Here is a 22,137-nt window from a genome sequence, read left to right as displayed (position 1 = left end):
GTACCGATATGGAAGGCAGGACTGTGAACATCTGCGCTTATGGACAAGGCAAAAAAAGACCCGATCACACTGGATGTTGCCTCGCTCTTCAACGAGATGAAGGAGTTTGACGACGCTTATGTGAAAGCGCGCAAGGCACACTCCGCCCCGGTCCTCAGCGATACGGTACTGGTCGCCCTCGGTATCGCGCTCGCCGTCCTGCTGACCGTCATCGCAATGGCCGCCATCATCAAGCAATTCGCGTATGAAGGCGACCAAGCCTTCTGGAATCCCATGGGCCTGGGATTCATGATTTTCCTCGTGGTCCTCGCGCTGTTCTGGGCAGTCTGGTTCGCACTGGATGCCGTTCACTCGGCATTGACGATGTATCGCACACGACTGACAGGTATCGATCAAGCACTCCGCCGCGACGATTGGGTCGCTGCCGCACTTCAGGAGCGGATGTGCAGTGCGCGGAAGCAAACAGCAGACGGCAAGGCTTCCACGCCCATGGAGCCCGCCGAAGCATGCGCACGTTTGCAGCTATTGATCCGCCACCTGCAGTCGGAATGCCGCGTCCGCTTGGCACGTGCCAACACTGGAGGTCTACTGGGCGCAATGGCGGGCTTGATCATCACCGGGTCGGATACGGCGCAAAAGCTCATGCAGATCAAAGTGCCGATCGAGGTCCCCTCCTACACTGTGGCACTGGCCATCGGATTCATGCTGGGCGCGATCCTGCAAACCTACTTCGCTGCCAGACTCTCACGACTGGCGGAACTGCTGGAACGGGTCGTACTGGGCCTTCAGTCGCAATCATCGGCCAGCGCGAGCCAAAACCGATAGCCCGTAGCCTGCATTTCAGGTGTGACGGCCGCCACGATATCCCTCAAACAGAAACCCCGCCTTCCGGCGGGGTTTCTGCGTTTCACTAACAGCGATCGATCAGTGCCCGCCACCGGCGGCGGCACCCGCGCCCGCACCGAAGGGCGGCTTGGCCAGCCACAGGAACGAGATGATCGCCAGGAAGATCCAGCCCAGCAGGAAGAAGATGTCGTTGAAGCCCATCTGCGATGCCTGGTGGTTGATCATGTTGTTCAGCACCGCCGCGCCATGTTGCAGGTCGCCCTGCCCCATCGCCGCCACCTGGTCCTGCATGCCCGGCTGATAGGCCGAAATGTGCTCGGTCAGGTCCGCGTGATGCACCTGCGTGCGACGTGCCCACAGCCAGGTGGTCAGCGACGCCGCGAAGCTGCCGCCCAGCGTACGCAGGAAGGTGGCCAGGCCCGAGCCGGCCGCGATCTCACGACCATCCAGGTCCGACAGCAGGATCTGCAGCACCGGCATGAAGAACAGTGCCACGCCGATGCCCATGATCAGCTGTACGCCGGCCACATGGTGGAAGTCCACCTGCAGGTTGAAACCCGAGCGCAGGAAGCTGGTCATCGACAGCACCACGAACGCGATGGTGGCCAGCATGCGCATGTCGAAACGCGATGCGTACTTGCCCACGAACGGGGTCATGATCACCGGCAGTACACCGATCGGGGCTGTTGCCAGACCGGCCCAGATCGCGGTGTAGCCCATGTCGCGCTGCAGCCACTGCGGAATCAGCAGGGCCACGCTGAAGAACGCCGCGTAGGCCACCACCATCGCCAGCGTACCGGCACGGAAGTTGCGGTGCCGGAACAGCTTCAGGTCGACGATCGGGTCCTTGTCGGTCAGCTCCCAGATCAGGAACACGGTCAGCGCCACCACGGCAACGCAGGCCAGTACCACGATCTTCATCGACGAGAACCAGTCTTCGTCGTTGCCCAGGTCGAGTACCAGCTGCAATGCGCCCACGCCGATCACCAGGGTGACCAGGCCGACGTAGTCCATCTTCGGCTTCTCGACGTGCTCGGGGCGACCCTTCAACTGGTTGCCCACCACCAGCGCAGCGAAGATGCCCAGCGGCACGTTGATCAGGAAGATCCATTCCCAGCTGTAGTTGTCGGTGATCCAGCCACCGAGGATCGGCCCGCAGATCGGCGCCACCACGGTGATCATCGCCAGCAGCGCCAGCGCCTGCCCGCGTTTCTCCCGTGGATAGATCGAGACCAGCAGCGACTGGGTGATCGGGTACATCGGGCCGGCGACGAAGCCCTGCAGCGCACGCGACAGCACCAGCATGCCCATGCTCTGGGCCAGGCCGCACAGCAGCGAGGTGATCACGAAGGCCAGCGTGGCCCACACGAACAGCTTGCGCTCGCCGAAGCGACGGCTGAGCCAGCCGGTCAGCGGCAGCGCGATCGCGGTGCTGACCGCGAACGAGGTGATGACCCACGTCGCCTGCTGCGAACTGGCGCCAAGATTACCGGCGATGGTCGGCAGCGAGACGTTGGCGATGGTGGTGTCGAGCACCTGCATGAACGAGGCCATCGCCAGGCCCACGGTGCACAGGGCCACACTGGGTGGCAGGAATCCAGCGGCCGCACCCGGCGCCGCCGGTGCGCCCGGAGAGCCGGGCGCAGCTGGAGCTTGTGCGGACATGGCCGACCTCAGCTCGCCTTGGACTGCTGCGGCAGGTTGCCCTGGATGATCGTGTGGATCACCTCATCGGCATCGTGCAGCTGCTTGGCGTACACGTCGGTGTCGAACACCGTGCCCTTGGCGGCTGCGCTCGGCAGCACTTCGCCCTTCTGGTCGCGCAGGCTCACCTCGGCCTTCATCGACAGGCCGATGCGCAGCGGGTGTTCGGCCAGCTGCTTGGCATCGATGGCGATGCGCACCGGCACGCGCTGCACGATCTTGATCCAGTTGCCGCTGGCGTTCTGCGCCGGCAGCAGCGAGAACGCCGAGCCGGTGCCCAGGCCCAGGCTGTCGATGCGGCCCTTGTACTTGACGTCGCCGGCATACAGGTCCGACTTCAGCTCCACTTCCTGGCCCAGGCGCATGTGCCGCAGCTGGGTTTCCTTGAAGTTGGCTTCGACCCACATCTGCTCGGTCGGCACCACCGCCATCAGCGCATTGCCCGGCTGCACGCGCTGGCCGACCTGCACCGAACGACGGGCGACATAGCCGGTGACCGGCGCGACGATGCCCGCACGTGCATTGTTGAGGAAGGCCTGGCGCAGCTGCGCGGCGGCAGCCTGCACATCCGGCTGGGTGGCGATCACGGTGTCATCGACCAGTGCGCGGTTGCGCTCGACGGTCTCGCGCGAACCGGCCACGGCCGCTTCGGCAGCTGCCAGCTCGTCGCGGGCGTGGGCCAGTTCTTCGTTGGAGATGGCGCCGGTGGCGGCCAGGCCCTTGCGGCGTGCGAAGTCGTCGCGCACGCGCTTCAGGGTCACCTGGCGTGCGTTCAAGTCCGCCTGCGCACCTTCGACGCTGCGGTACAGGCCGCGGGTCTGGCGCACGGTCTTGGCCAGGTTGGCTTCGGCCTGCTGCAGGGCCACCGAGGTATCGGCCGGGTCCAGCTGCACCAGCAGCTGGCCGCGCTCCACGCGCATGCCGTCATCGGCGTTGATGGCGACCACGGTACCGGCCACCAGCGGGGTGATCTGCACCTGGTTGCCCTGCACGTAGGCGTCGTCGGTCTCTTCGAACCAACGGCCGAACATGAAGTACCACAGCGCCAGTGCCGCCAGCAGCAGCACGACGATCACGAACAGGCCGCGCAACAGCTTGCCGCGGCGGTTGGGGGCGGCGGGGGCCGCAGTGTCTTGGGTCTGGCTCATGGCAGGCGTCTTCAGGAATGCGAGGAATCGGAATGGGAAGCAAGCGGTGCGGCATCAGCGTCACTGGGCTGGAAACCACCGCCGAGCGCCTTGCTCAGGCGCACCGAGGTCTGCAGCTGCTGCGACTGCAGGCCGGCCAGCTGCTGCTGCGACTGCAGCAGGGTGGACTGCGCGGTCAACACGTCCAGGTAGCTGCCGATGCCAGCGCGATAGCGCTGCTGGGCCAGGTCGAACGCAGCGCGTGCGGTATCCACCGCCTGCTGCTGCGACTGCGCCTGCTGCGCCAGTGAGCGCACCGCGTTGACCTGGTCGGCCACGTCGCGCAGTGCATCGAGCACCGCCTGGTTGTAGTTCGCCACGGCCAGGTCGTACTGCGCATCGGTGTTGGCCAGGTTGGCCCGCAGCTTGCCGCCTTCGAAGATCGGCAGGCTCAACGCCGGGCCGATGTAGGCGAAGCTGGAACTGCTCTGCAGCAGGTCGCCGACATTCGGTGCGACCACGCCGGCCAGCGCGGTCAGGTTGAGGCTCGGGTAGAACCGGGTCTTGGCGACCTTGATCTGCTTGTCGGCCGCTTCCACCCGCCAGCGCGCGGCGACGATGTCGGGGCGACGGCCGAGCAGTTCACTGGGCACTACGCCCGGCAGCTGCAGGGCCAGCGGGTTCATCGCCCGCGGGCGTTCGATCGACAGGCCGCGGTCCGGGCCCTTGCCGACCAGCGCGGCCAGCGCCGTGCGCCCGGCATCGATGCGCTGCTGCGCCGCCAGCAACTGCTGCTGTGCGGCTGGCACGCGGGCTTCGGCCTGGCGCACCTGCAGATCGCTGTCGATGCCGGCACTACGACGCTGCCGGGTCAGCTGCAGCGACTTCTGCGAGCGCGCCAGTTCTTCTTCGGCCACGTCGTTGAGCTGCCAGGCGTAGGCCAGGTCGGTATAGGCCTGGGCGATGCCGGTGGACAGGTTCAGGCGCGCGGCCTGGGCTTCGACAGTCGCGGCGTGGGCGCCATCCACGGCAGCCTCCCAGGCGGCGCGCTTGCCGCCCCAGAGGTCGATGCCGTAGCTGAAGTCGAACGCGATCTGGCTGCTGCCGGCGTAGTGGCCGCCGATTTCATCGCCAGCCATCGATTCGGGCAGGCGCAGGCCGGTGTAGCCACCGGACACGGAGAGGCTGGGCAGGCGATCGGCGCGCGCGGTGCCGACCTGCGACTGTGCCTGGCGCAGGCGCGCGTCGGCGGCGTCCAGGCTCGGATGGCCGGCCAGGCCTTCGGCGATCAGCGCATCCAGTTGCGCATCGCCCAGTGCCTTCCACCAGTCCTGGGCAGGAAAACCGGCTGCGCTCAGGTCGCTGTCGGCCAGGGTACGTTCGCTGTGCAGGCTGTCCACGTCGAGCACGTGGCCCTGCGGGTCAAGGCCACGGCTGCTTGCGCAGGCGGCCAGCGCCAGGGCCAGCGCCGACAGCAGCAGCGCGCGCCCGGAGCGGCGGAGAGTGGGATGCGGGATCGGGTTCATGGGGTTGTCAGGGAATCGCGGATTCGGGTCAGGAGGGACAGCAGCTGCGTGCGTTCGTCGGCGGACAGATCGCGCAGGGCGTAATCCATCACCGCGTCGCCGCGCAGCTTCAACCGCGCCCACAGCGCGCGGCCTTCATCGGTCAATACGATCTGCAGTGCACGCCGGTCCTGCGCATGCGGCTCACGGCGCACGCAACCGAGCGCTTCCAGCTTGTCCAGCAGGCGGGTGACCGCGCTGGGCACCTGGTCGATGGCCTGGGCCAGCTCGTTGGCCGTGCACGGCGCCATGTTCGAGAGCACCTTCAGCCCGATGTAGTGGGTGAAGCCGATGCCGAGGTCTTCTTCGGCCATGGACGCGTCGAGCTGGCGGACCAGGCCGTCGCGCACCTGGCGCAGCAGCAGGCCGAAGCTGGGGGGAGTGGTTGCAGGACAGATCATGGGGGAGCATTCTCTTCCAAAAAAAATATTTCTCAATGGAAATATTCGATCTGGCATCAAATGCTGTGTTGCAGCAGTGGGCTGGATCAGGTGAAGGCGCCACCTTAATAGCGCTCCCAACTGGCCCGGTAGTACAATCCAGCCAATGAATGTCACATTCAAGCCACCCCCGGCCCACGTGAAGGCGGGCGAACCCGGCCCTGCCACCCTGCTGCGCGAAGAAGCACTGGATTGGTTCGAGCGCAATGACGGCCCGCCGGTCATCGCCTTCCGCTTCGACAGCCCGCAGGGGCTGGCCCGCGAAGTGGACTGGCATCACCACGTCCGCGCGCAGCTGATCTGCGTCGAACGCGGCCTGCTGACCACCCGCACCTCCCATGGCACCTGGTCGCTGGCGCCAGGTTCGGCGGGCTGGATGCCGCCGGCCGAGCCGCATACGGTCCACATCGATGGCCCCCTGCGCGGCTGGGGCATGGTGCTGGCCGCACCGCTGTGCGCCGAACTGCCCGCCGACCCATGCGTGCTGGGCATCTCGCGGTTGGCGCAGGCAGTGGCCGAACGCATCTGTGACTGGCCGCAGGACTACGAAAGCACCAGCGAACGGCAGCACATCATCAACGTTCTGCTGGACGAGATACGCGCCGCGCCGCGCCAGCGCATGCACCTGCCGATGCCGCGCGACCGGCGCCTGCTGAAGATCGCCTCGCAGCTGCTGGCCGACCCGGCCGACGAGCGCGGCCTGGCGCAGTGGGCGCATTGGGCCGGCCTGTCGCCGCGCAGCCTGACCCGCCATTTCCGCGACGAGACCACCCTGAGCTTTGCGCAATGGCGCCAGCAGGCGCGGCTGGCCGAGGCGCTGCGGCAGCTCAGCGAGGGCCGCAGCGTGGCCGACATCGCCCACGCACTGGGCTTCAGCAGCGCCAGCGCCTTCGTCACCGTGTTCCGGCGACACTTCGGGCTACCGCCCGGACGCTACCTGGCACGGGCCGGCCACGGCCTGGAACCGGGCCTTGACCCTGCACGCGGCTTGGCATCCCCCGCCGCATCCGGATAATCACTGGATTGAGAGCGGCGACCGCCGTCACCGCCTCCCGACATAGGTAACAACGCCGCATGACCGATCTTGCCCGCCCCGTGTTCCACGGTTTCGAACAACTGCCGCTGCGCGAGTACGCCGAACGCGCCTACCTCGACTACTCGATGTACGTGGTCCTGGATCGCGCCCTGCCGTTCATTGGCGACGGCCTGAAGCCCGTGCAGCGCCGCATCATCTATTCGATGAGCGAGCTGGGCCTGAATGCCGCGTCCAAGCCGAAGAAGTCCGCGCGCACCGTCGGTGACGTCATCGGTAAGTACCACCCGCATGGCGACAGCGCGTGCTACGAAGCGCTGGTGCTGATGGCACAGCCGTTCTCGTACCGTTATCCGCTGATCGAAGGCCAGGGCAACTTCGGTTCCAGCGACGACCCGAAGTCGTTCGCGGCGATGCGTTACACCGAATCCAAGCTGACCCCGATCGCCGAAGTACTGCTGGGCGAACTGGGCCAGGGCACCACCGACTGGGCACCGAACTTTGACGGCACCCTGCAGGAACCGACCTGGATGCCGGCACGCCTGCCGCATCTGCTGCTGAACGGCACCACCGGCATCGCCGTGGGCATGGCCACCGATGTGCCGCCGCACAACCTCAACGAGATCGTCAGCGCGCTGCTGCACCTGCTGGACGATCCGGATGCCAGCGTGCGCGACCTGTGCGAGCACGTGAAGGGTCCGGATTATCCGTCCAACGCCGAGATCATCACCCCGGCCAACGACCTGCGGAACATGTACGAGACCGGCAACGGCAGCGTGCGTGCGCGTGCCACCTACATCAAGGAAGCGCACAACGTGGTGGTCACCGCGTTGCCGTTCCAGGTGTCGCCGTCGAAGGTGATCGAGCAGATCGCTGCACAGATGCGCGCCAAGAAGCTGCCGTGGCTGGAAGACATCCGCGATGAGTCCGACCACGCCAACCCGGTGCGCGTGGTGCTGGTGCCGCGCTCGAACCGCGTCGACGCCGAGCAGTTGATGGGCCACCTGTTCGCCACCACCGACATGGAGCGCAGCTACCGCGTCAACCTCAACGTGATCGGGCTGGACGGCCGTCCGCAGGTGAAGAACCTGAAGACGCTGCTCAGCGAATGGCTGGCATTCCGCAGCAGCACCGTCACCCGCCGCCTGCAGCACCGCCTGCAGAAGGTCGAGCGTCGCCTGCACCTGTTGGAAGGCCTGCTGGTGGCGTTCCTCAACCTGGACGAGGTGATCCACATCATCCGTACCGAGGACGAACCGAAGGCGGCGCTGATCGCACGCTTCGGCCTGTCCGAAGACCAGGCCGAGTACATCCTGGAAACCAAGCTGAAGCAGCTGGCCCGCCTGGAAGAAATGAAGATCCGCGGCGAGCAGGACGAACTGGCCAAGGAGCGCGACAAGATCCTCAGCATCCTCGACAGCAAGGCCAAGCTGAAGAAGCTGATCCGCGACGAGCTGCAGGCCGATGCGAAGAAGTTCGGCGACGAGCGCCGCTCGCCGCTGGTGCAGCGCCAGGCCGCCCAAGCCATCGACGAGACCGAGCTGGTGCCGAGCGAGCCGATGACGGTGGTGATGTCCGAGAAGGGCTGGATCCGCGCCGCCAAGGGCCACGACATCGATGCCTCGACCCTCTCCTACCGCGATGGCGATGCGCTGCAGGGTGCAGTGCGTGCGCGCAGCACCCAGCAGGTCGCGTTCCTGGACAGCGAAGGCCGCGCCTACTCCACGCCGGTGCATACCCTGCCCTCGGCACGCGGCAACGGTGAGCCGCTGACCGGCCGCTTCTCGCCGGCCGCAGGCACCAGCTTCGTGACCCTGGCCAGCGCCGAACCGGATACCCGCTTCGTGCTGGCCTCGACCCACGGCTATGGTTTCGTCACCCGTTTCGAGAACCTGATCGGTCGCAACAAGGCCGGCAAGGCGATGCTGAACCTGTCGGCGGGCTCGTCGGTACTGACCCCATCGGTGGTGGCCAACGTCGCTACCGACCGCATCGTCGCGGTGACCAGTTCGGGCAACCTGCTGGCGATCGCCGCCAACGACCTGCCGGAACTGGACAAGGGCAAGGGCAACAAGATCATCGAGATCCCCAAGGCCAAGCTCGCCACCGAACGCGTGGTCGCCATCGTGGCAATCAGCCCCGGCCAGACCCTGCAGGTCCGCAGCGGCCAGCGCACCATGGGGCTGAAGTTCAACGAGCTCGACGCCTATCTGGGCGCCCGCGCCACCCGTGGCCATCTGCTGCCGCGTGGCTGGCAGAAGGTGGAAGGGTTGTCGGTCGAATGATGGTAGGTGTCAACCTTGATTGACACGCCTTGCCCGGCAACCGGGAACCCGCCGGGCATGGCCCGGCGCTACCGGGATCGGAGCATCAGACACAAAAAAGCCGGGGCATTCCCCGGCTTCTTTGTTTGTCGGCTGGCGGGCGGTGGAGCAGCTGGCGGGCGATGGCTGGCTGGCGGTGCTCCGGTGCTGGCGGGCGACGTTGCTTTGCGCTCCTGGTAGAGCCGGGCATGACCCGGCGCTACGACAATCGGGGTCAGTGCGCCGGGGCGCCGCTGCCGTCGATCTTGCTCAGCTGGTACAGCTCCAGGCCGATGCGCTTGATCAGGCCCAGCTGCTGCTCCAGCCACCAGGCGTGGTCTTCCTCGGTGTCCTTCAACTGCGCCAGCAGCATGTCGCGGCTCACGTAGTCGCCCTTCTCCTCGCACAGCTTCATGCCGGCGGCGAGGTTGTTGCGCACCGCGTATTCGGTGTCCAGGTCCTTGCGCAGCATCTCCTCCACGGTCTTGCCGGGCTCGGTGGCATGCGGGCGCATGTCCGGGTCGCCGCCCAGGAACAGGATCCGGCGCAACAGCGCGTCGGCATGCTGGGTCTCTTCCTCCATCTCGTGGTTCAGGCGTTCGTACAGCGCGAACAGGCCCTGGTCCTCGTAGCGGCGGGAGTGGATGAAGTACTGGTCGCGGGCGGCGAGTTCGCCGCGCAGCAGTTCCTTCAGGCAGGCGATGACGTCCGGGTTGCCTTTCATGGGGGGAGCTCCTGTGAATCGATGGCGCCCATGGTGCCCCATCTGGAAATACGGTGATCTAATCGGAATCAGTCGCAGTTGCGCCTGCGGCTACAATCGGCCGACCTGCTCGGAAAGGACCTGCAATGCGTCGTACGTGGCGGTGGATTCTGGGTGTGCTGCTGGCAATCGTGCTGCTCGCGGTGCTGGTCCTGTGGTTGCTGCTGCGCGGCAGCCTGGCCGAACTGGACGGCGAGCGCCCGTTGCCCGGGCTGGCCACCAAGGTCACCGTGGAGCGCGATGCGCTGGGGGTGGTCACCATCACCGCCGGCAACAAGACTGACGCCCTGCGGGCGCTCGGCCGTGTTCACGCGCAGGAACGTTATTTCGAAATGGACCTGATGCGGCGCAGTGCCGCAGGTGAACTGTCCGCCCTGTTCGGGGCGAAGGCGATCGAAGCCGACAAGCGCATGCGCGTACACCGCCTGCGCGCGCGCACCGAGGCCCATCTGCAGGACGCACTGGGCAGCGACCCTGCGGCCGTGCGCGCCTATGTGGACGGGGTCAACCAGGGCCTGGGCAGCCTGGCGGTACGGCCATGGGCCTACCTGCTGCTGCGGCAGGCGCCCCAACCGTGGCAGGCCAGCGACAGCGTGCTGGCAGGCTTGGCCATGTACGCCGACCTGCAGGACCCCAGCAACCAGTCCGAACTGGCCCTGGAGCGCATCCGCGCGGTGGTGCCGCCAGCACTGTATGCGCTGCTGGCAAACGACGGCAGCGAGTGGGATGCGCCGCTGGCCGGCACTGCCCGTGGCAACGCCCCCCTGCCTGATGCCAGCCAGCTGGACCTGCGCACGCTGAAGGCCGCGACCGGCGCGGCTGCCGAGGATGCCGACGCGGTCGGCAGCAACAATTTCGCCGTGGCCGGCGCGCTGACCGCCGATGGCCGTGCGATCGTCGCCGACGACATGCACCTGGGCCTGCGCGCTCCCAGCCTGTGGTTCCGTGTGCGCCTGCGCTACCCCGATCCACAGGCCGCGGGTGGCCAGGTCGACGTCAGCGGATTCTCGCTGCCGGGCGTGCCGGCGGTGATCGTCGGCAGCAACGGCCACGTGGCCTGGGGCTTCACCAACAGCTACATCGACACTGCCGACTTCCGCACCGAGCCAGCGGACGCTGCAGTGACCGTGCACGAGGAACGGATCGTCGTGGCCGGCGGTGCCGACGTGCGTTTCCCGGTACGCGAAACCGCGTGGGGACCGATCCTGCACACCCACGCCGATGGCAGCGGCGACGCCCTGCGCTGGGTCGCGCAGTTGCCGGGCGCGGTGCGCATGGACTTCGCCGACATGGCACGGGCCGCCGATCTGGACCAGGCCCTGCAGATTGCCGACCATGCCGGCATTCCCGCGCAGAATCTGGTGATCGGCGACCGCAGCGGGCGTATCGCGTGGCGCCTGATCGGCGCGCGGCCTGACCGTGGCCCGGGCTGTACACCGCTGGGCTTCAATGACAATCACCGCAACCCGGGCTGCGCGCCGTGGCCGATCCGCAGCGACGCCGCGCCGAGCCTGGTCGACCCCGCCTCGCATCGGCTGTGGACGGCCAACAGCCGCGTGGTGGACGAGGCGACGCTGGCCACGGTCGGCAATGGCGGCTACGACCTCGGCGCACGCGGACGGCAGATCCGCGACCTGCTGGCCACGCAGGAGCGTTTCGACGAGCACGACCTGCTGGCGATCCAGCTCGACGACCGCGCGGTGTTCCTGCAACGCTGGTGGGTGCTGCTGCACCAGGTGGTCGAGCACAGCGACGATCCGGCACTGAAGCGGTTGGGCACGGTCAGCAGCCATTGGGAGGGTCGCGCCGCGATCGATTCGGTCAGCTACCGGGTGGTGCGCGAGTTCCGCACACAGGTACTCGACACGTTGACCGATGCGCTGCTGGCACCGGCCCGGGCACCGCTGGGCGAGGATTTCCTGGCACCGCGACTGGCGCAGCTGGAAGGCGTGGCCTGGCCGATGCTGCAGCAGCGCCCGGCCAACCTGCTGCCGCCCGCGTACACGAACTGGGATGCGCTGCTGGCCGATGCGGCGCGCCGTACCGAAGCGGAGCTGTCCGCGCAGGGGCCGCTGGCGCATCGCAGCTGGGGCGAGCGCAATACCGCAGCGATCTGCCATCCGGTCGCGCGCGCCCTGCCCGCCTTCGCCAGCCGCTGGTTGTGCATGCCGGCCGATCCCCTGCCCGGCGACCGTGACATGCCGCGTGTACAGACGCCGGCGTTCGGCGCCTCGCAGCGCATGGTGGTCTCGCCCGGCCACGAGGCCGATGGCATCGTGCACATGCCGGGTGGGCAGAGCGGCCATCCGCTGTCGCCGTACTGGGGCGCCGGACATGAGGACTGGGTGCACGGCCGTCCCACCCCGTTCCTGCCCGGCAAGGCGCAGCACACGTTGACGCTGCTACCGGCCAGGTAATTGCTCGCCGGGCATGGCCCGGCGCTACCAGAGCAACGAGCCCGCGCACAGTGGATCCGAACGATATGGTAGCGCCGGGCCATGCCCGGCGGGATTCACCGCGTCAGGCCTTGCGGCGCTCGATCAGGTTCAACAGCGGCCCGGTCATCGCGGTCGTCACCAGTGCCATGATCACCAGCACCGCAAACAGGCGGTCGCCCAGCAGGCCCAGCTCGTAGCCCAGGTTGAGCACGATCAGCTCCATCAACCCGCGGGTATTCATCAGTGCACCCAGTCGCCACGCTTCGCGCGAGGCCATGCCGGTACTGCGCGCCGCGCTCCAGGTGCCCAACAGCTTGCCCACCGTGGCCACGGCGATCACCACCACGCACAACGCGATGTCACTGGTCTGCAACGCGTCGGCGCGCATGCGCAGGCCGGTCATGGCGAAGAACAGCGGCAGCAGCAGCGTCACCGCGAACGGTTCGACCCTGGCCACCAGCAGGTGCCGCAGCTGCGCGTTGGACGACACCGCCACGCCTGCAGCGAAGGCGCCGAACAGCGCATGGATGCCGAGCACTTCGGTGACCAGCGCACTGGCCAGCGACAGCAGCAGGATGCCCAGCAGCCAGCGCCCTTCGCGACCCGGCGCGATGGTCTGGCGGGCGAACCACGGCTTCACCAGTCCCAGCATCAGCGCGATGAACGCCACCACGCACAGCAGGTTGAGGCTGGCCGGCAACCAGCCGGTGGCCTGCGCTGCCGCCACGATCAGCGCCAGCAGGCACCACGCGGTCGCATCGCCCAGCGCCGCGCAGGCGATGGCAGTCTGCCCCAGCGGGGTGTGGGTGATGCCGCGATCAGCGAGGATGCGCAGCAGCACCGGGAAAGCGGTGATGCTCATCGAAATACCGACGAACAGCGCGAACGCGGTGAAACCCACGCCCTGCGGGCCATGCTGCGGGTACAGCCAGATGGCCAGGACCACACCAAGCACGAACGGCACCGCGATGCCTGCGTGGCTGACGGTGAAGGCGAATCGACGGCGCCCACGCAGCGCGCCCAGATCCAGTTCGGCACCGGCCACCAGCAGGAACATCAGCACACCCAGTTGGCTGAGCATGCCCAGCGGCCCGAGCGAAGCGGCCGGGAACAGTGCACCGTGCACCTGCGGCAGCAGGCTGCCCAGCAACAGCGGCCCCATCATCAGGCCGGCGGCCATTTCGCCGATCACGGCCGGCTGGCCGAAACGCTTCAACAGCGCGCCGGCGCCCTTGGCGACCAGCAGCAGCACCAGCAGCTGCAGCAGGAACAGGCCGAGCGGCGAGGCCAGGTGATGTGCCCAGTCACTGCCGACCACGTCTTCGGCCTTGCTGGCCACCGTCGGTAGCCCGGGGCCCGCATAGCGGGCCAGCAGCAGGCCGACCAGCAGCGGCACGCCGGCCCACACCAGGTAGCGCCAAGCCCACTTCGTCGGCCTCACGGGACCTCCGGTCTGTACGTCCATGAACATTCCCCAATGTGCAGGGGGCTGATGATACGTCCCTCGCCGCCCATGCGCTGCAGGGCTCGCCGGGCATGGCCCGGCGCTACCCGTGTGGCTGCCGCTCGGCGCGGCCGATCAGGCCAGGGCCTGCTCGTGCACGCCGGCAATGGCGCGGCCCGATGGGTCGGCGGCGGCGGCGAAGCTGGCATCCCAGGCGATCGCTGCCGGCGAGGAACAGGCGATCGACTTGCCGCCCGGCACGGTTTCAGCCGCCGCATGGCTGGGGAAGAACTGCTCGAACAGGTGACGGTAGTAGTACGCCTCCTTGGTCTGCGGCGGGTTGTGCGGGAAGCGCTTGTCGGCCGCAGCCAACACGCGGTCGCTGACCTGTGCTTCGGCGTGCGCCTTCAGGCCATCGATCCAGCCGTAGCCGACGCCATCGCTGAACTGCTCTTTCTGCCGCCACAGGATGCTGTCCGGCAGGTAGCCCTGGAAGGCTTCGCGCAATACCGCCTTCTCGATGCGGCGACCACCAAAACCGGCGCCGACCATCTTGTGCGCGGCATCGAATCGCATCGCCACGTCGAGGAACTCGCGGTCCAGGAACGGCACGCGCGGCTCCACGCCCCAGGCCATCATCGACTTGTTGGCGCGCAGGCAATCGTAGTTGTGCAGGGCATCGAGCTTGCGCACCAGTTCCTGGTGGAATTCGCGCGCGTCCGGCGCCTTGTGGAAGTACAGATAGCCGCCGAAGATCTCGTCGCTGCCTTCGCCGGACAGCACCATCTTCACCCCCATCGCCTTGATCCGGCGCGCCAGCAGGAACATCGGCGTGGAGGCGCGGATGGTGGTGACGTCGTAGGTTTCAATATGGCGGATCACCTCCGGCAGCACATCCAGGCCTTCTTCGAAGGTGTATTCGAAGCCGTGGTGGACCGTGCCCAGTGCTTCGGCGGCCACCGCAGCAGCGGCCAGATCCGGCGAGCCCTTCAGGCCGATGGCGAACGAATGCAGGCGCGGCCACCACGCTTCGCTCTGCCCGCCATCTTCGATGCGACGACGCGCATAACGTGCTGCAACGGCGGCAACCAGCGACGAATCCAGCCCGCCCGACAGCAGCACGCCGTACGGCACGTCACTCATCAACTGGCGTTCGACCGCATGTTCGAAAGCCTGGCGCAGCTCGGCGAGATCGGCCGGGCGGCCCTGCACGTCGTCGTACTCGCGCCACGGCTGCTGGTAGTAGCGCACCAGCTCACCGCTGGCGCTGTCGTAGTAGTGGCCGGGCGGGAACTGGGCAACGTCGGCACAGGTATCGACCAACGCCTTCATTTCAGAGGCGACGCGCAACCGCCCCTGCGCATCATGGCCCCAGTACAGCGGCACTACGCCGACCGGGTCGCGCGCGATCAGTACACGACCCGCACTGCGATCCCACAAAGCGAAAGCGAAGATGCCGTTGAGCTGCTCCAGCCACTGCGCCGGCGACCCGCCCTGGCGGTACAGCGCGTTGATCACCTCGCAGTCCGAGCCGGTCTGGAAGGCATAGGCCTGGGCAAGTCCGGCCTTGAGCTGCTGGTGGTTGTAGATCTCGCCGTTGACCGCCAGCGCCAGCTGCCCGTCTTCGGACAGCAGCGGCTGCGAGCCGCCTGCCGGATCGACGATGGCCAGGCGCTCGTGCACCAGCAGCGCGCCCTCGTCCAGGTACACACCGCTCCAGTCCGGGCCACGATGACGCTGGCGCTGCGACAGCTCCAGCGCATGGCGGCGCAGGGAAGGAAGATCGTCACCGGCCTGCAGGCCGAAAATACCGAAGATCGAACACATGGGTGGAACTCCTGTTGTGGGGAAGTACACGGGGGGAAGGTGTTCGACCGGCCATCCAGGCCCGGGTGGGGCTGCGCCCGGGCACAAAAAAACCCGCATCGGCCGATGCGGGTTTTCTGGTGTCCGGGCGTATGTTGCTGTCTATCTACCCAGGGCGCAGTCCCGCATCGGCCGCGCACGATTATTCGCACGCAGATTATTGCGGTTGGTGTTGTTGACGGCGGTGGCCAGGCGGATCGACATGGCATCGACCCTACCCCGCTTTCCGGCACGGCGCAACCGTTGCGTTGGCAACCACTCCGCAGAGCGCATAATGGCCCGCCGTGAAACGTGCAATGGAAATGCAACACCGCAACGGACGCAACGCGGCTCTGGCCGCCCTGATCTGCCTGGGCCTGGCCGCCTGCCAGACCCTGCCCCCACCCTCGCTCCTTCCGCCGGCTCAGCAGCAGAGCCTGGAACAACGCGGAACCGACGGCAGCTTCAAGGGGGCCTTTGATACCGCGGAAACCTTCGAGCGCTTCAACGATCCGCGCGCCATCGCCTATTACGAGCGTGCCGCAGCGGTCACCCCCTGGACCTTCCACAACACCAAGGCGGAAGAAGCCCTGGGCCGGATCTGGATCTCCGGCACGCTGCGGTATGCCGACAGCCCCCACATCAACCCTGGGCAGGTGCTGCGCGCGTCCTGGCGGCGTGGCGAACGCGCCTATCTGGCGGCGGCCTACCACGGCAATCCCTATGCGTTCTACGAACTCGCCAAGGCCTATCGCCAGCGTGGCGACGCGCAACAGGCGCTGCGCTGGGACCTGCGCGGAATGATCTACCAGCGCTACCCGAGTTCATCGTCGCGACTGCCGGATGCGGTGGCCGCGCAGGGCGACAGCGTGCATCCGCTGGTTGCGCAGATCCAGCGTCGCGCCGAGCGCGGCGATGCCGAAGCGCAGGTGGACCTGGGCGCGCTGCTGGAGAAGGGCGTGGGACTGCCGCGCGATCCGGCGCGTGCGCTGCAGCTGTACCAGCGCGCCGGCGAGAAGGGCAATGTGTTCGGCCAATACTTCGCCGGGCTGCTGCTGGGCCGCGGTGCGCCGGGCCTGGACAAGAACCCTGACGCTGCTGCCGCCTGGTTTGCCAAGGCGGAAGCACAGCAGTTCTACATGGCGGCGCCGAGCTACTGGCGCGAAGCGATCAAGCCGCCGTTCTTCAGTTTTTCGGAGTAACGCGCGCCGCTGCGCTCGCCGGGCATGGCCCGGCGACGCGGATCACACCAGCAACCGCACGCTCACCCCGGTAGCGCCGGGCCATGCCCGGCGACGCGGATCACACCAGCAACCGCACGCTCACCCGGTAGCGCCGGGCCATGCCCGGCGACGCGGATCACACCAGCATCCGCACGCTCACCCGGTAGCGCCGGGCCATGCCCGGCGACGCGGATCACACCAGCAACCGCTCCACCAGTCGCTGGTACAGCCCCGGCAGTGCTTCCAGCTCGTCCACGCGCACGTTCTCATCCACCTGGTGGATGCTGGCGTTGACCGGGCCGACTTCGATGCACTGCGCGCCCAGGGGTGCGATGAAGCGCGCATCGGAGGTGCCGCCACCGGTGCTCTCTTCCGGTGCGCGACCGGTGTGCTCGGCCAGTACCGCGCGCGCCGCTGCACGCAACGTACCTTCCGGGGTGTAGAACGGCTCGCCACTGCGGTGCCACTTCAGCGTGTACTGCAGGCCATGGCGGTCCAGCAGCGCGGTGATGTCCGCTTCCAGCTTCGCTGCATCCCAGTGCGGGTTGTAGCGGATGTTGAAATCCACCTCCAGCTCACCGGGAATCACGTTGTTGGCACCGGTGCCGGCATGGATGTTGGAGATCTGCAGGCTGGTCGACGGGAAGCTCTCATAGCCCTCGTCCCAGCGCCGTGCGCTCAGTTCGGCCAGCATGGGCGCGGCAAGATGAATCGGATTGCGCGCCTTGTCCGGGTAGGCCACGTGGCCCTGCACGCCCTGCACGCGCAGCTTGGCCGACAGGCTGCCGCGACGTCCCACGCGCAGCAGGTCACCCAGCGTGGCGGTGGAGGACGGCTCGCCGGTGATGCACCAGTCGATGCGCTGGCCACGCTCGGCGAACAGCCGCGCGACATGGCGCACACCATCGATCGCATCGCCTTCCTCATCGCTGGTCAGCAGCACCGCCAGCGTACCGGCGTGCTGCGGATGGGCCGCAACGAACTGTTCGGCAGCGATCACGAACGCGGCCACGCTGCCTTTCATGTCGGCGGTGCCGCGACCGTACAGCACGCCATCGCGGATCTGTGGCGCGAACGGATCGCTCTGCCACGCCTCGCGCGGGCCCGGCGGCACCACGTCGGTATGGCCCAGCAGGACCAGCACCGGCGCGCCGCTGCCGTGCGTGGCCCACAGGTTGTCGACCTCGCCCAGCCGCAGGTGCTCACAAGTGAAACCGGCCGCCTGCAGACGTTCACCAATCAGCGCCTGGCAACCGGCATCGTCCGGGGTCACCGACGGCCGTGCAATCAGATCGCAGGCCAGGTCGAGGACGGCGCTCACGCGCCGCCCACGCCGAAGCGCGCCTTGAAACCGTTGTCGCTGAAACCCTGGCTGACCTTGCCGTCGGCAGTCACCACCAGCGGCCGCTTGATCAACTGCGGGTACTCGCGCAGCAGCAGCTTCCATTCCGCCTCCGAATCGGCGGCCTTGCGGTTGTCCGGCAGCTGCCGCCAGGTGGTGGAGGACCGGTTGACCATCGCCGCCAGGCCACCCAGCTGGGCGGCCCATTCCAGCAGCGTTTCCGGGCTGGGTTTGTTGTCGCGGTAGTCGACGAAGGTGTACGGCACGCCGAAGCGGTCCAGCCACTTGGTCGCCTTCTTGCAGGTATCGCAGTTCTTCAGACCGTAGACGGTGGTGCTCATGCGTGCGGCCCCGTCAGTCGGCCAGGCCGCGCAGCAGGTCGTTGACGCTGGTCTTGCTGCGGGTGCGGGCATCGACCTGCTTGACGATCACCGCGCAGTACAGCGAGTGGGTACCGTCCTTGCTCGGCAGCGAGCCGGACACCACCACGCTGTACGGGGGAATGTAGCCGTAGCTGATTTCGCCGGTGGCGCGGTTGTAGATGCGGGTGCTCTGGCTGAGGAACACGCCCATGCCGATCACGCTGTGATGGCCGACGACCACGCCTTCCACCACTTCCGAACGCGCGCCGATGAAGCAATGGTCTTCGATGATGGTCGGGCTGGCCTGCAGCGGCTCGAGCACGCCACCGATGCCGGCACCACCGGACAGGTGGCAGTGCTGGCCGATCTGCGCGCAGGAACCGACGGTGGCCCAGGTGTCGACCATGGTGCCTTCACCGACGTAGGCACCGATGTTGGTGAAGCTCGGCATCAGCACCACGTCCTTGCCGAAATACGTGCCGCGACGGGCGATCGCCCCCGGCACCACGCGCACGCCGCCACGGCGGAACTTCGCCTCGTCATAGCCGGCAAAGCGCGATTCGACCTTGTCCCAGAACGGTGCCGGGCGTGCATCGACCACGGCCATGTCGTTGACGCGGAAATACAGCAGCACCGCCTTCTTCAGCCATTCGTTGACCTTCCAGCCACCATGGCCATCGGGTTCGGCGACGCGGAACTCGCCGCTTTCCAGGCCATCGATCACGCGGTTGACCAGCGGCCGGGTCGAGCCTTCCAGTTCGTGCAGGGTCAGCGTGGCGCGGCGCTCGAAGGCGCTTTCGATGCCGAACTTCAGTTCTTCCACGCCCGGCCCGGCCGGCTTGCGCAGCGACTTGCGTGCGATGTTCTCGGCGCGCGCAGCTTCGGCGGTCTTGGCCGGGACCTTCTTTGCCGGCGCCTTCTTCACTGCAGCCTGTTTCGGCACGGCGGCCTTCTTCACCGCTGCGGTCTGGCCCGCCTTCGGCTGTTGTGCAGCTTTCTTCGCAGCCGGGGCAGCGGCAGTAGTCTTTCTGGCCGCTGCGCTCTTGGCAGTCGCGGCAGTCTTCTTTGCAGGCTTGGTGGCCATCAGGCGGGGTCTCCGGCGTTTCGATCAGGGTCCAGGCAGGCCAGCATTGCGTCATGCAGCTGCTGCCGGGCGGATTCAGTCAGGGGGAGGTCGTGTTCGTCACTGATCACGAAGGTGTCTTCGGCGCGTTCGCCGAATGTGGCAATGCGCGCGTCCTGCACGCGCAGTCCCTGGTTGCGCAGCACGAACGCCACGTCGGCCAGCAGGCCGGGGCGGTCGGGCGCGACCAGGGCAAAGCGGGTCGCGCCGGGTTCATCGCGGAACTCGATGCGTGGGGCGAAACGGAAGTGGCGCAGCTGACGTGGCACCACCCGGCGCGAGGGACGCAGCCGTGCAAGGTCGCCACTGAGCGCCTCGCGCAGTGCAGCTTCCAGGTTGGCGCTGCTGCCATCGGCAAACGTATCGGCCGGGCTGACTTCAAAATTATCGAAAATCGTCTCGGACGGACCATCCAGCACGCGTGCGCGGTGGATGCCGTAACCCTTGCGGTCCAGGGTCATCACGATCGCGGCAAACAGGCCATCACGGTCCGGCGAGTGCACGAACACTTCCAGCGCCGGGTCGTCAACGCTGATCCGGCGTACCTTCACCAGCGTCTGGCCCTGCTTGATCGGCACCAGTGCGGCAGCCTGCCAGGCCAACTGTTCCGGGCGCAGGCGGATGAAACCTTCGTCAGGCATCACCGCGAACTGGCGGTCGATGGTGGCATCGTCGTAGCCCTGCTCGCGCACCAGCGCACGCACGCTGTCGCGCGCTTCGGCCACGCGCTCGGCGGCCGGCACCGGATGCTCCAGGCCCTCGCGCAGCGCGCGGCGGGTAGCGAAATACAGATCGGCCAGCAGCCGGTCCTTCCACGCGTTCCACAACTTCGGGCTGGTGCCGGCGATGTCTGCGCAGGTCAGCAGATAGAGGTAATCCAGGCGGTCGCGGCTGCCGACCAGGGTCGCGAAGCGATGGATCACGTCGGCATCGGCGATGTCCTGCTTCTGCGCGGTCACCGACATCCGCAGGTGCTGTTCGACCAGCCAGGCCACCAGTTCGGTATCCGAACCACTCAGCCCCTGCGCGTGGCAGAACGCCCGTGCATCGACCGCGCCCAGTTCGGAATGATCGCCGCCGCGCCCCTTGGCGATGTCGTGGAACAGGCCGGCCAGCAGCAGCAGTTCGGGCTTGCGCAGGCGCGGCCAGACTTCGTGGGCGATGGAGAAACGTTCATCGGCGCGACTGCTGGCGAACAGCCCCATGTTGCGCAGGACCATCAGCGTGTGCTGGTCGACGGTGTAGACATGGAACAGGTCGAACTGCATGCGCCCGCTGACCTGGGCGAATGCAGGAATCCACTGCCCGAGCACGCCCAGCCGCGCCATGCGCGAAAGCGTGTCGACCGGGCGCTGGCCACGCAGCAGGGCCATGAACTGTTCGCGCGCGTCAGGGTCTGCCTGGTCATAGGCAGGCAGCGACGGCAGCGATTCGGCCAGCGCGCGCGCGGTCAACGAATGCAGGCCACGGATCTGCGGATTGTTCGCCCAGCTGGCGAACAGCGCGAAGACCTGGCCGATGTCAGCATTCGGCCAGTCGGCATCGTTGGCCGCCAGGTAGCCACGGCGCAGCGCGAACCCCACGGTCAGCGGCTCAGGCTGTGCCTCGCCATCGAACTGTTCCTCGAAACGCTGCAGCAGACGATCACTGATCCGCCGCACCACCGAAGCGGCGCGGTAGAAGCCCTGCATCATCTTCTCGACGCCCAGGCTCTCGGCATCGTCCTCAAAGCCCAGGCGCGCGGCCAGGGTCTTCTGGTAATCGAAGCGCAGGCGCTCTTCCGGGCGTCGCGCCACCAGGTGCAGGCCGAAGCGCAGTCGCGCCAGCACCGCACGTTCGCGCTTCAGCGCCGCGGCCTCGTCAGCGCCCAGGTGGCCCAGGCCGACCAGCGCTTCCAGATCGCGCACGCCAAACGCACGCAGCGCCATCCAGCCCAGCGTGTTGAGATCGCGCAGGCCGCCGGGGCCATCCTTCAGGTCCGGCTCCAGGTTGTCGGCGGTGTCGCCGAAACGCTGGTGGCGGTTGCGCAGTTCCTCCAGCTTGGCCAGGAAGAACGCACGCGGCGGCCACAGTTCGCGGTCATCCACTGCCGCACGCAGCGCACGCCGCGCCGCCTCATCGGCCATCAGCGGGCGCGCTTCGATCAACGCCGTCAGCACGGTCTGGTCGGCCGCAGCTTCGCTGCACTGCCCGCCCGAACGCACCGCGTGGCTGACCGCCAGGCCGCAATCCCACAGCAGCGCGAACAGGCGCGCGAGCGCCTCCTCATGGGCCAGCTGCGCCTGCGGATCGCCGAACACCAGCAGGTCGATGTCCGAGCGCGGGAACAGTTCACCGCGCCCATAGCCACCGACCGCAAACAGCGACAGGCCACTGTCGGCCGGCAGGCAGCGCTGCCACGCATGGCGGATCAGGTGATCGGCCGCGCGCGCGCGCAATGCCAGCAGGCGCTCGATGTTGTCGCCCTGGTCGAAGCGGCGGTACAGGCGCGTATCGGCCTGCTGCAGCGCGTCGCGCGCGGCAGCAGCCCAGTCCGGGTCGTTGAGCGACGCGGCCGGCGTGTCCAGCAGCGAACTCGC

At 67.4% G+C, this 22,137-nt stretch carries 16 protein-coding genes; 5 read left to right on the top strand and 11 right to left on the bottom strand.

The window, feature by feature from the left end:
* The first annotated feature begins 39 nt into the window (after positions 1-39).
* The gene (locus ABIA73_RS04580) at positions 40-825 is read left to right on the top strand and encodes a hypothetical protein (RefSeq protein ID WP_218789024.1); all 786 of its coding nucleotides are present in this window, start codon (positions 40-42) and stop codon (positions 823-825) included.
* A gap of 99 nt (positions 826-924) precedes the next feature.
* On the opposite strand, the gene emrB is transcribed toward ABIA73_RS04580, so the two are convergent.
* The 4 genes from emrB to emrR are packed head-to-tail and all read right to left on the bottom strand — an operon-like array spanning position 925 to position 5,643.
* Positions 925-2,511: a multidrug efflux MFS transporter permease subunit EmrB gene (gene emrB / locus ABIA73_RS04575; RefSeq protein ID WP_025877622.1), complete on the bottom strand. Its 1,587-nt coding sequence runs from the start codon at positions 2,509-2,511 to the stop codon at positions 925-927.
* 8 nt (positions 2,512-2,519) lie between these two features.
* Entirely contained in the window at positions 2,520-3,698 is a 1,179-nt protein-coding gene (gene emrA / locus ABIA73_RS04570; protein WP_354275484.1) for a multidrug efflux MFS transporter periplasmic adaptor subunit EmrA, read from the bottom strand.
* A gap of 11 nt (positions 3,699-3,709) precedes the next feature.
* Complete coding sequence (emrC, locus tag ABIA73_RS04565) at positions 3,710-5,203, bottom strand: multidrug efflux transporter outer membrane subunit EmrC (RefSeq protein WP_025877625.1); 1,494 nt, start codon at positions 5,201-5,203, stop codon at positions 3,710-3,712.
* Positions 5,200-5,643: a multidrug efflux system transcriptional regulator EmrR gene (gene emrR / locus ABIA73_RS04560; RefSeq protein WP_025877626.1), complete on the bottom strand. Its 444-nt coding sequence runs from the start codon at positions 5,641-5,643 to the stop codon at positions 5,200-5,202. Before emrR ends, emrC begins: the two co-directional genes overlap by 4 nt.
* A gap of 145 nt (positions 5,644-5,788) precedes the next feature.
* On the opposite strand from emrR, the gene ABIA73_RS04555 reads away from it, so the two are divergent.
* Both ABIA73_RS04555 and parC read left to right on the top strand, forming a co-directional pair.
* Positions 5,789-6,697, top strand: a complete 909-nt coding sequence (locus ABIA73_RS04555; RefSeq protein WP_032975809.1) for an AraC family transcriptional regulator — start codon at positions 5,789-5,791, stop codon at positions 6,695-6,697.
* A gap of 59 nt (positions 6,698-6,756) precedes the next feature.
* Entirely contained in the window at positions 6,757-9,000 is a 2,244-nt protein-coding gene (gene parC, locus ABIA73_RS04550; protein WP_032975808.1) for a DNA topoisomerase IV subunit A, read from the top strand.
* Positions 9,001-9,253: 253 nt separating this feature from the next.
* Here parC and bfr read toward each other — a convergent pair whose 3' ends face one another.
* Positions 9,254-9,742: a bacterioferritin gene (gene bfr, locus ABIA73_RS04545; protein WP_025877631.1), complete on the bottom strand. Its 489-nt coding sequence runs from the start codon at positions 9,740-9,742 to the stop codon at positions 9,254-9,256.
* Between the two features lie 125 nt (positions 9,743-9,867).
* On the opposite strand from bfr, the gene ABIA73_RS04540 reads away from it, so the two are divergent.
* Positions 9,868-12,198, top strand: coding sequence for a penicillin acylase family protein (locus tag ABIA73_RS04540; RefSeq protein WP_354275483.1), 2,331 nt, complete (start codon positions 9,868-9,870; stop codon positions 12,196-12,198).
* A gap of 103 nt (positions 12,199-12,301) precedes the next feature.
* Here ABIA73_RS04540 and ABIA73_RS04535 read toward each other — a convergent pair whose 3' ends face one another.
* Positions 12,302-13,690: a cation:proton antiporter gene (locus tag ABIA73_RS04535; protein ID WP_354275482.1), complete on the bottom strand. Its 1,389-nt coding sequence runs from the start codon at positions 13,688-13,690 to the stop codon at positions 12,302-12,304.
* Positions 13,691-13,798: 108 nt separating this feature from the next.
* Entirely contained in the window at positions 13,799-15,490 is a 1,692-nt protein-coding gene (gene asnB / locus ABIA73_RS04530; RefSeq protein WP_088100417.1) for an asparagine synthase B, read from the bottom strand.
* A 341-nt stretch (positions 15,491-15,831) separates the two neighbouring features.
* Between asnB and ABIA73_RS04525 the strand changes: the two genes are divergently transcribed.
* A complete protein-coding gene (locus ABIA73_RS04525; RefSeq protein ID WP_354275501.1) occupies positions 15,832-16,710 on the top strand; it encodes a tetratricopeptide repeat protein in 879 nt (292 codons plus the stop codon).
* A 214-nt stretch (positions 16,711-16,924) separates the two neighbouring features.
* Here ABIA73_RS04525 and dapE read toward each other — a convergent pair whose 3' ends face one another.
* From dapE to ABIA73_RS04505, 4 genes are read right to left on the bottom strand one after another with little or no spacing between them, the layout of a single operon-like run.
* Entirely contained in the window at positions 16,925-18,052 is a 1,128-nt protein-coding gene (gene dapE, locus ABIA73_RS04520; protein ID WP_025877640.1) for a succinyl-diaminopimelate desuccinylase, read from the bottom strand.
* Positions 18,049-18,414, bottom strand: a complete 366-nt coding sequence (locus ABIA73_RS04515; RefSeq protein ID WP_025877641.1) for an arsenate reductase — start codon at positions 18,412-18,414, stop codon at positions 18,049-18,051. Before ABIA73_RS04515 ends, dapE begins: the two co-directional genes overlap by 4 nt.
* 13 nt (positions 18,415-18,427) lie before the next feature.
* Positions 18,428-19,519, bottom strand: coding sequence for a 2,3,4,5-tetrahydropyridine-2,6-dicarboxylate N-succinyltransferase (gene dapD, locus ABIA73_RS04510; RefSeq protein ID WP_354275481.1), 1,092 nt, complete (start codon positions 19,517-19,519; stop codon positions 18,428-18,430).
* On the bottom strand, positions 19,519-22,128 hold the full coding sequence (locus tag ABIA73_RS04505) for a [protein-PII] uridylyltransferase (RefSeq protein WP_484600462.1): 2,610 nt from the start codon (positions 22,126-22,128) through the stop codon (positions 19,519-19,521). The genes dapD and ABIA73_RS04505 overlap by 1 nt, the downstream gene beginning before the upstream one ends.
* Positions 22,129-22,137: the final 9 nt, after the last annotated feature.

Source organism: Stenotrophomonas sp. 2694 (assembly GCF_040548715.1).
Taxonomy (GTDB): Bacteria; Pseudomonadota; Gammaproteobacteria; order Xanthomonadales; family Xanthomonadaceae; genus Stenotrophomonas; species Stenotrophomonas indicatrix.
The sequence above is the reverse complement of the archived record's forward strand: the minus strand, read 5'-3'. Positions and strand labels throughout refer to the sequence as shown.

What these genes read in the sequence shown, in the direction of transcription:
- ABIA73_RS04580 (WP_218789024.1), top strand. Translation starts at nt 40, where the DNA reads ATGGACAAGGCAAAAAAAGACCCGATCACACTGGATGTTGCCTCGCTC.
- emrB (WP_025877622.1), bottom strand. Translation starts at nt 2,511, where the DNA reads ATGTCCGCACAAGCTCCAGCTGCGCCCGGCTCTCCGGGCGCACCGGCG.
- emrA (WP_354275484.1), bottom strand. Translation starts at nt 3,698, where the DNA reads ATGAGCCAGACCCAAGACACTGCGGCCCCCGCCGCCCCCAACCGCCGC.
- emrC (WP_025877625.1), bottom strand. Translation starts at nt 5,203, where the DNA reads ATGAACCCGATCCCGCATCCCACTCTCCGCCGCTCCGGGCGCGCGCTG.
- emrR (WP_025877626.1), bottom strand. Translation starts at nt 5,643, where the DNA reads ATGATCTGTCCTGCAACCACTCCCCCCAGCTTCGGCCTGCTGCTGCGC.
- ABIA73_RS04555 (WP_032975809.1), top strand. Translation starts at nt 5,789, where the DNA reads ATGAATGTCACATTCAAGCCACCCCCGGCCCACGTGAAGGCGGGCGAA.
- parC (WP_032975808.1), top strand. Translation starts at nt 6,757, where the DNA reads ATGACCGATCTTGCCCGCCCCGTGTTCCACGGTTTCGAACAACTGCCG.
- bfr (WP_025877631.1), bottom strand. Translation starts at nt 9,742, where the DNA reads ATGAAAGGCAACCCGGACGTCATCGCCTGCCTGAAGGAACTGCTGCGC.
- ABIA73_RS04540 (WP_354275483.1), top strand. Translation starts at nt 9,868, where the DNA reads ATGCGTCGTACGTGGCGGTGGATTCTGGGTGTGCTGCTGGCAATCGTG.
- ABIA73_RS04535 (WP_354275482.1), bottom strand. Translation starts at nt 13,690, where the DNA reads ATGTTCATGGACGTACAGACCGGAGGTCCCGTGAGGCCGACGAAGTGG.
- asnB (WP_088100417.1), bottom strand. Translation starts at nt 15,490, where the DNA reads ATGTGTTCGATCTTCGGTATTTTCGGCCTGCAGGCCGGTGACGATCTT.
- ABIA73_RS04525 (WP_354275501.1), top strand. Translation starts at nt 15,832, where the DNA reads ATGCAACACCGCAACGGACGCAACGCGGCTCTGGCCGCCCTGATCTGC.
- ABIA73_RS04515 (WP_025877641.1), bottom strand. Translation starts at nt 18,414, where the DNA reads ATGAGCACCACCGTCTACGGTCTGAAGAACTGCGATACCTGCAAGAAG.
- dapD (WP_354275481.1), bottom strand. Translation starts at nt 19,519, where the DNA reads ATGGCCACCAAGCCTGCAAAGAAGACTGCCGCGACTGCCAAGAGCGCA.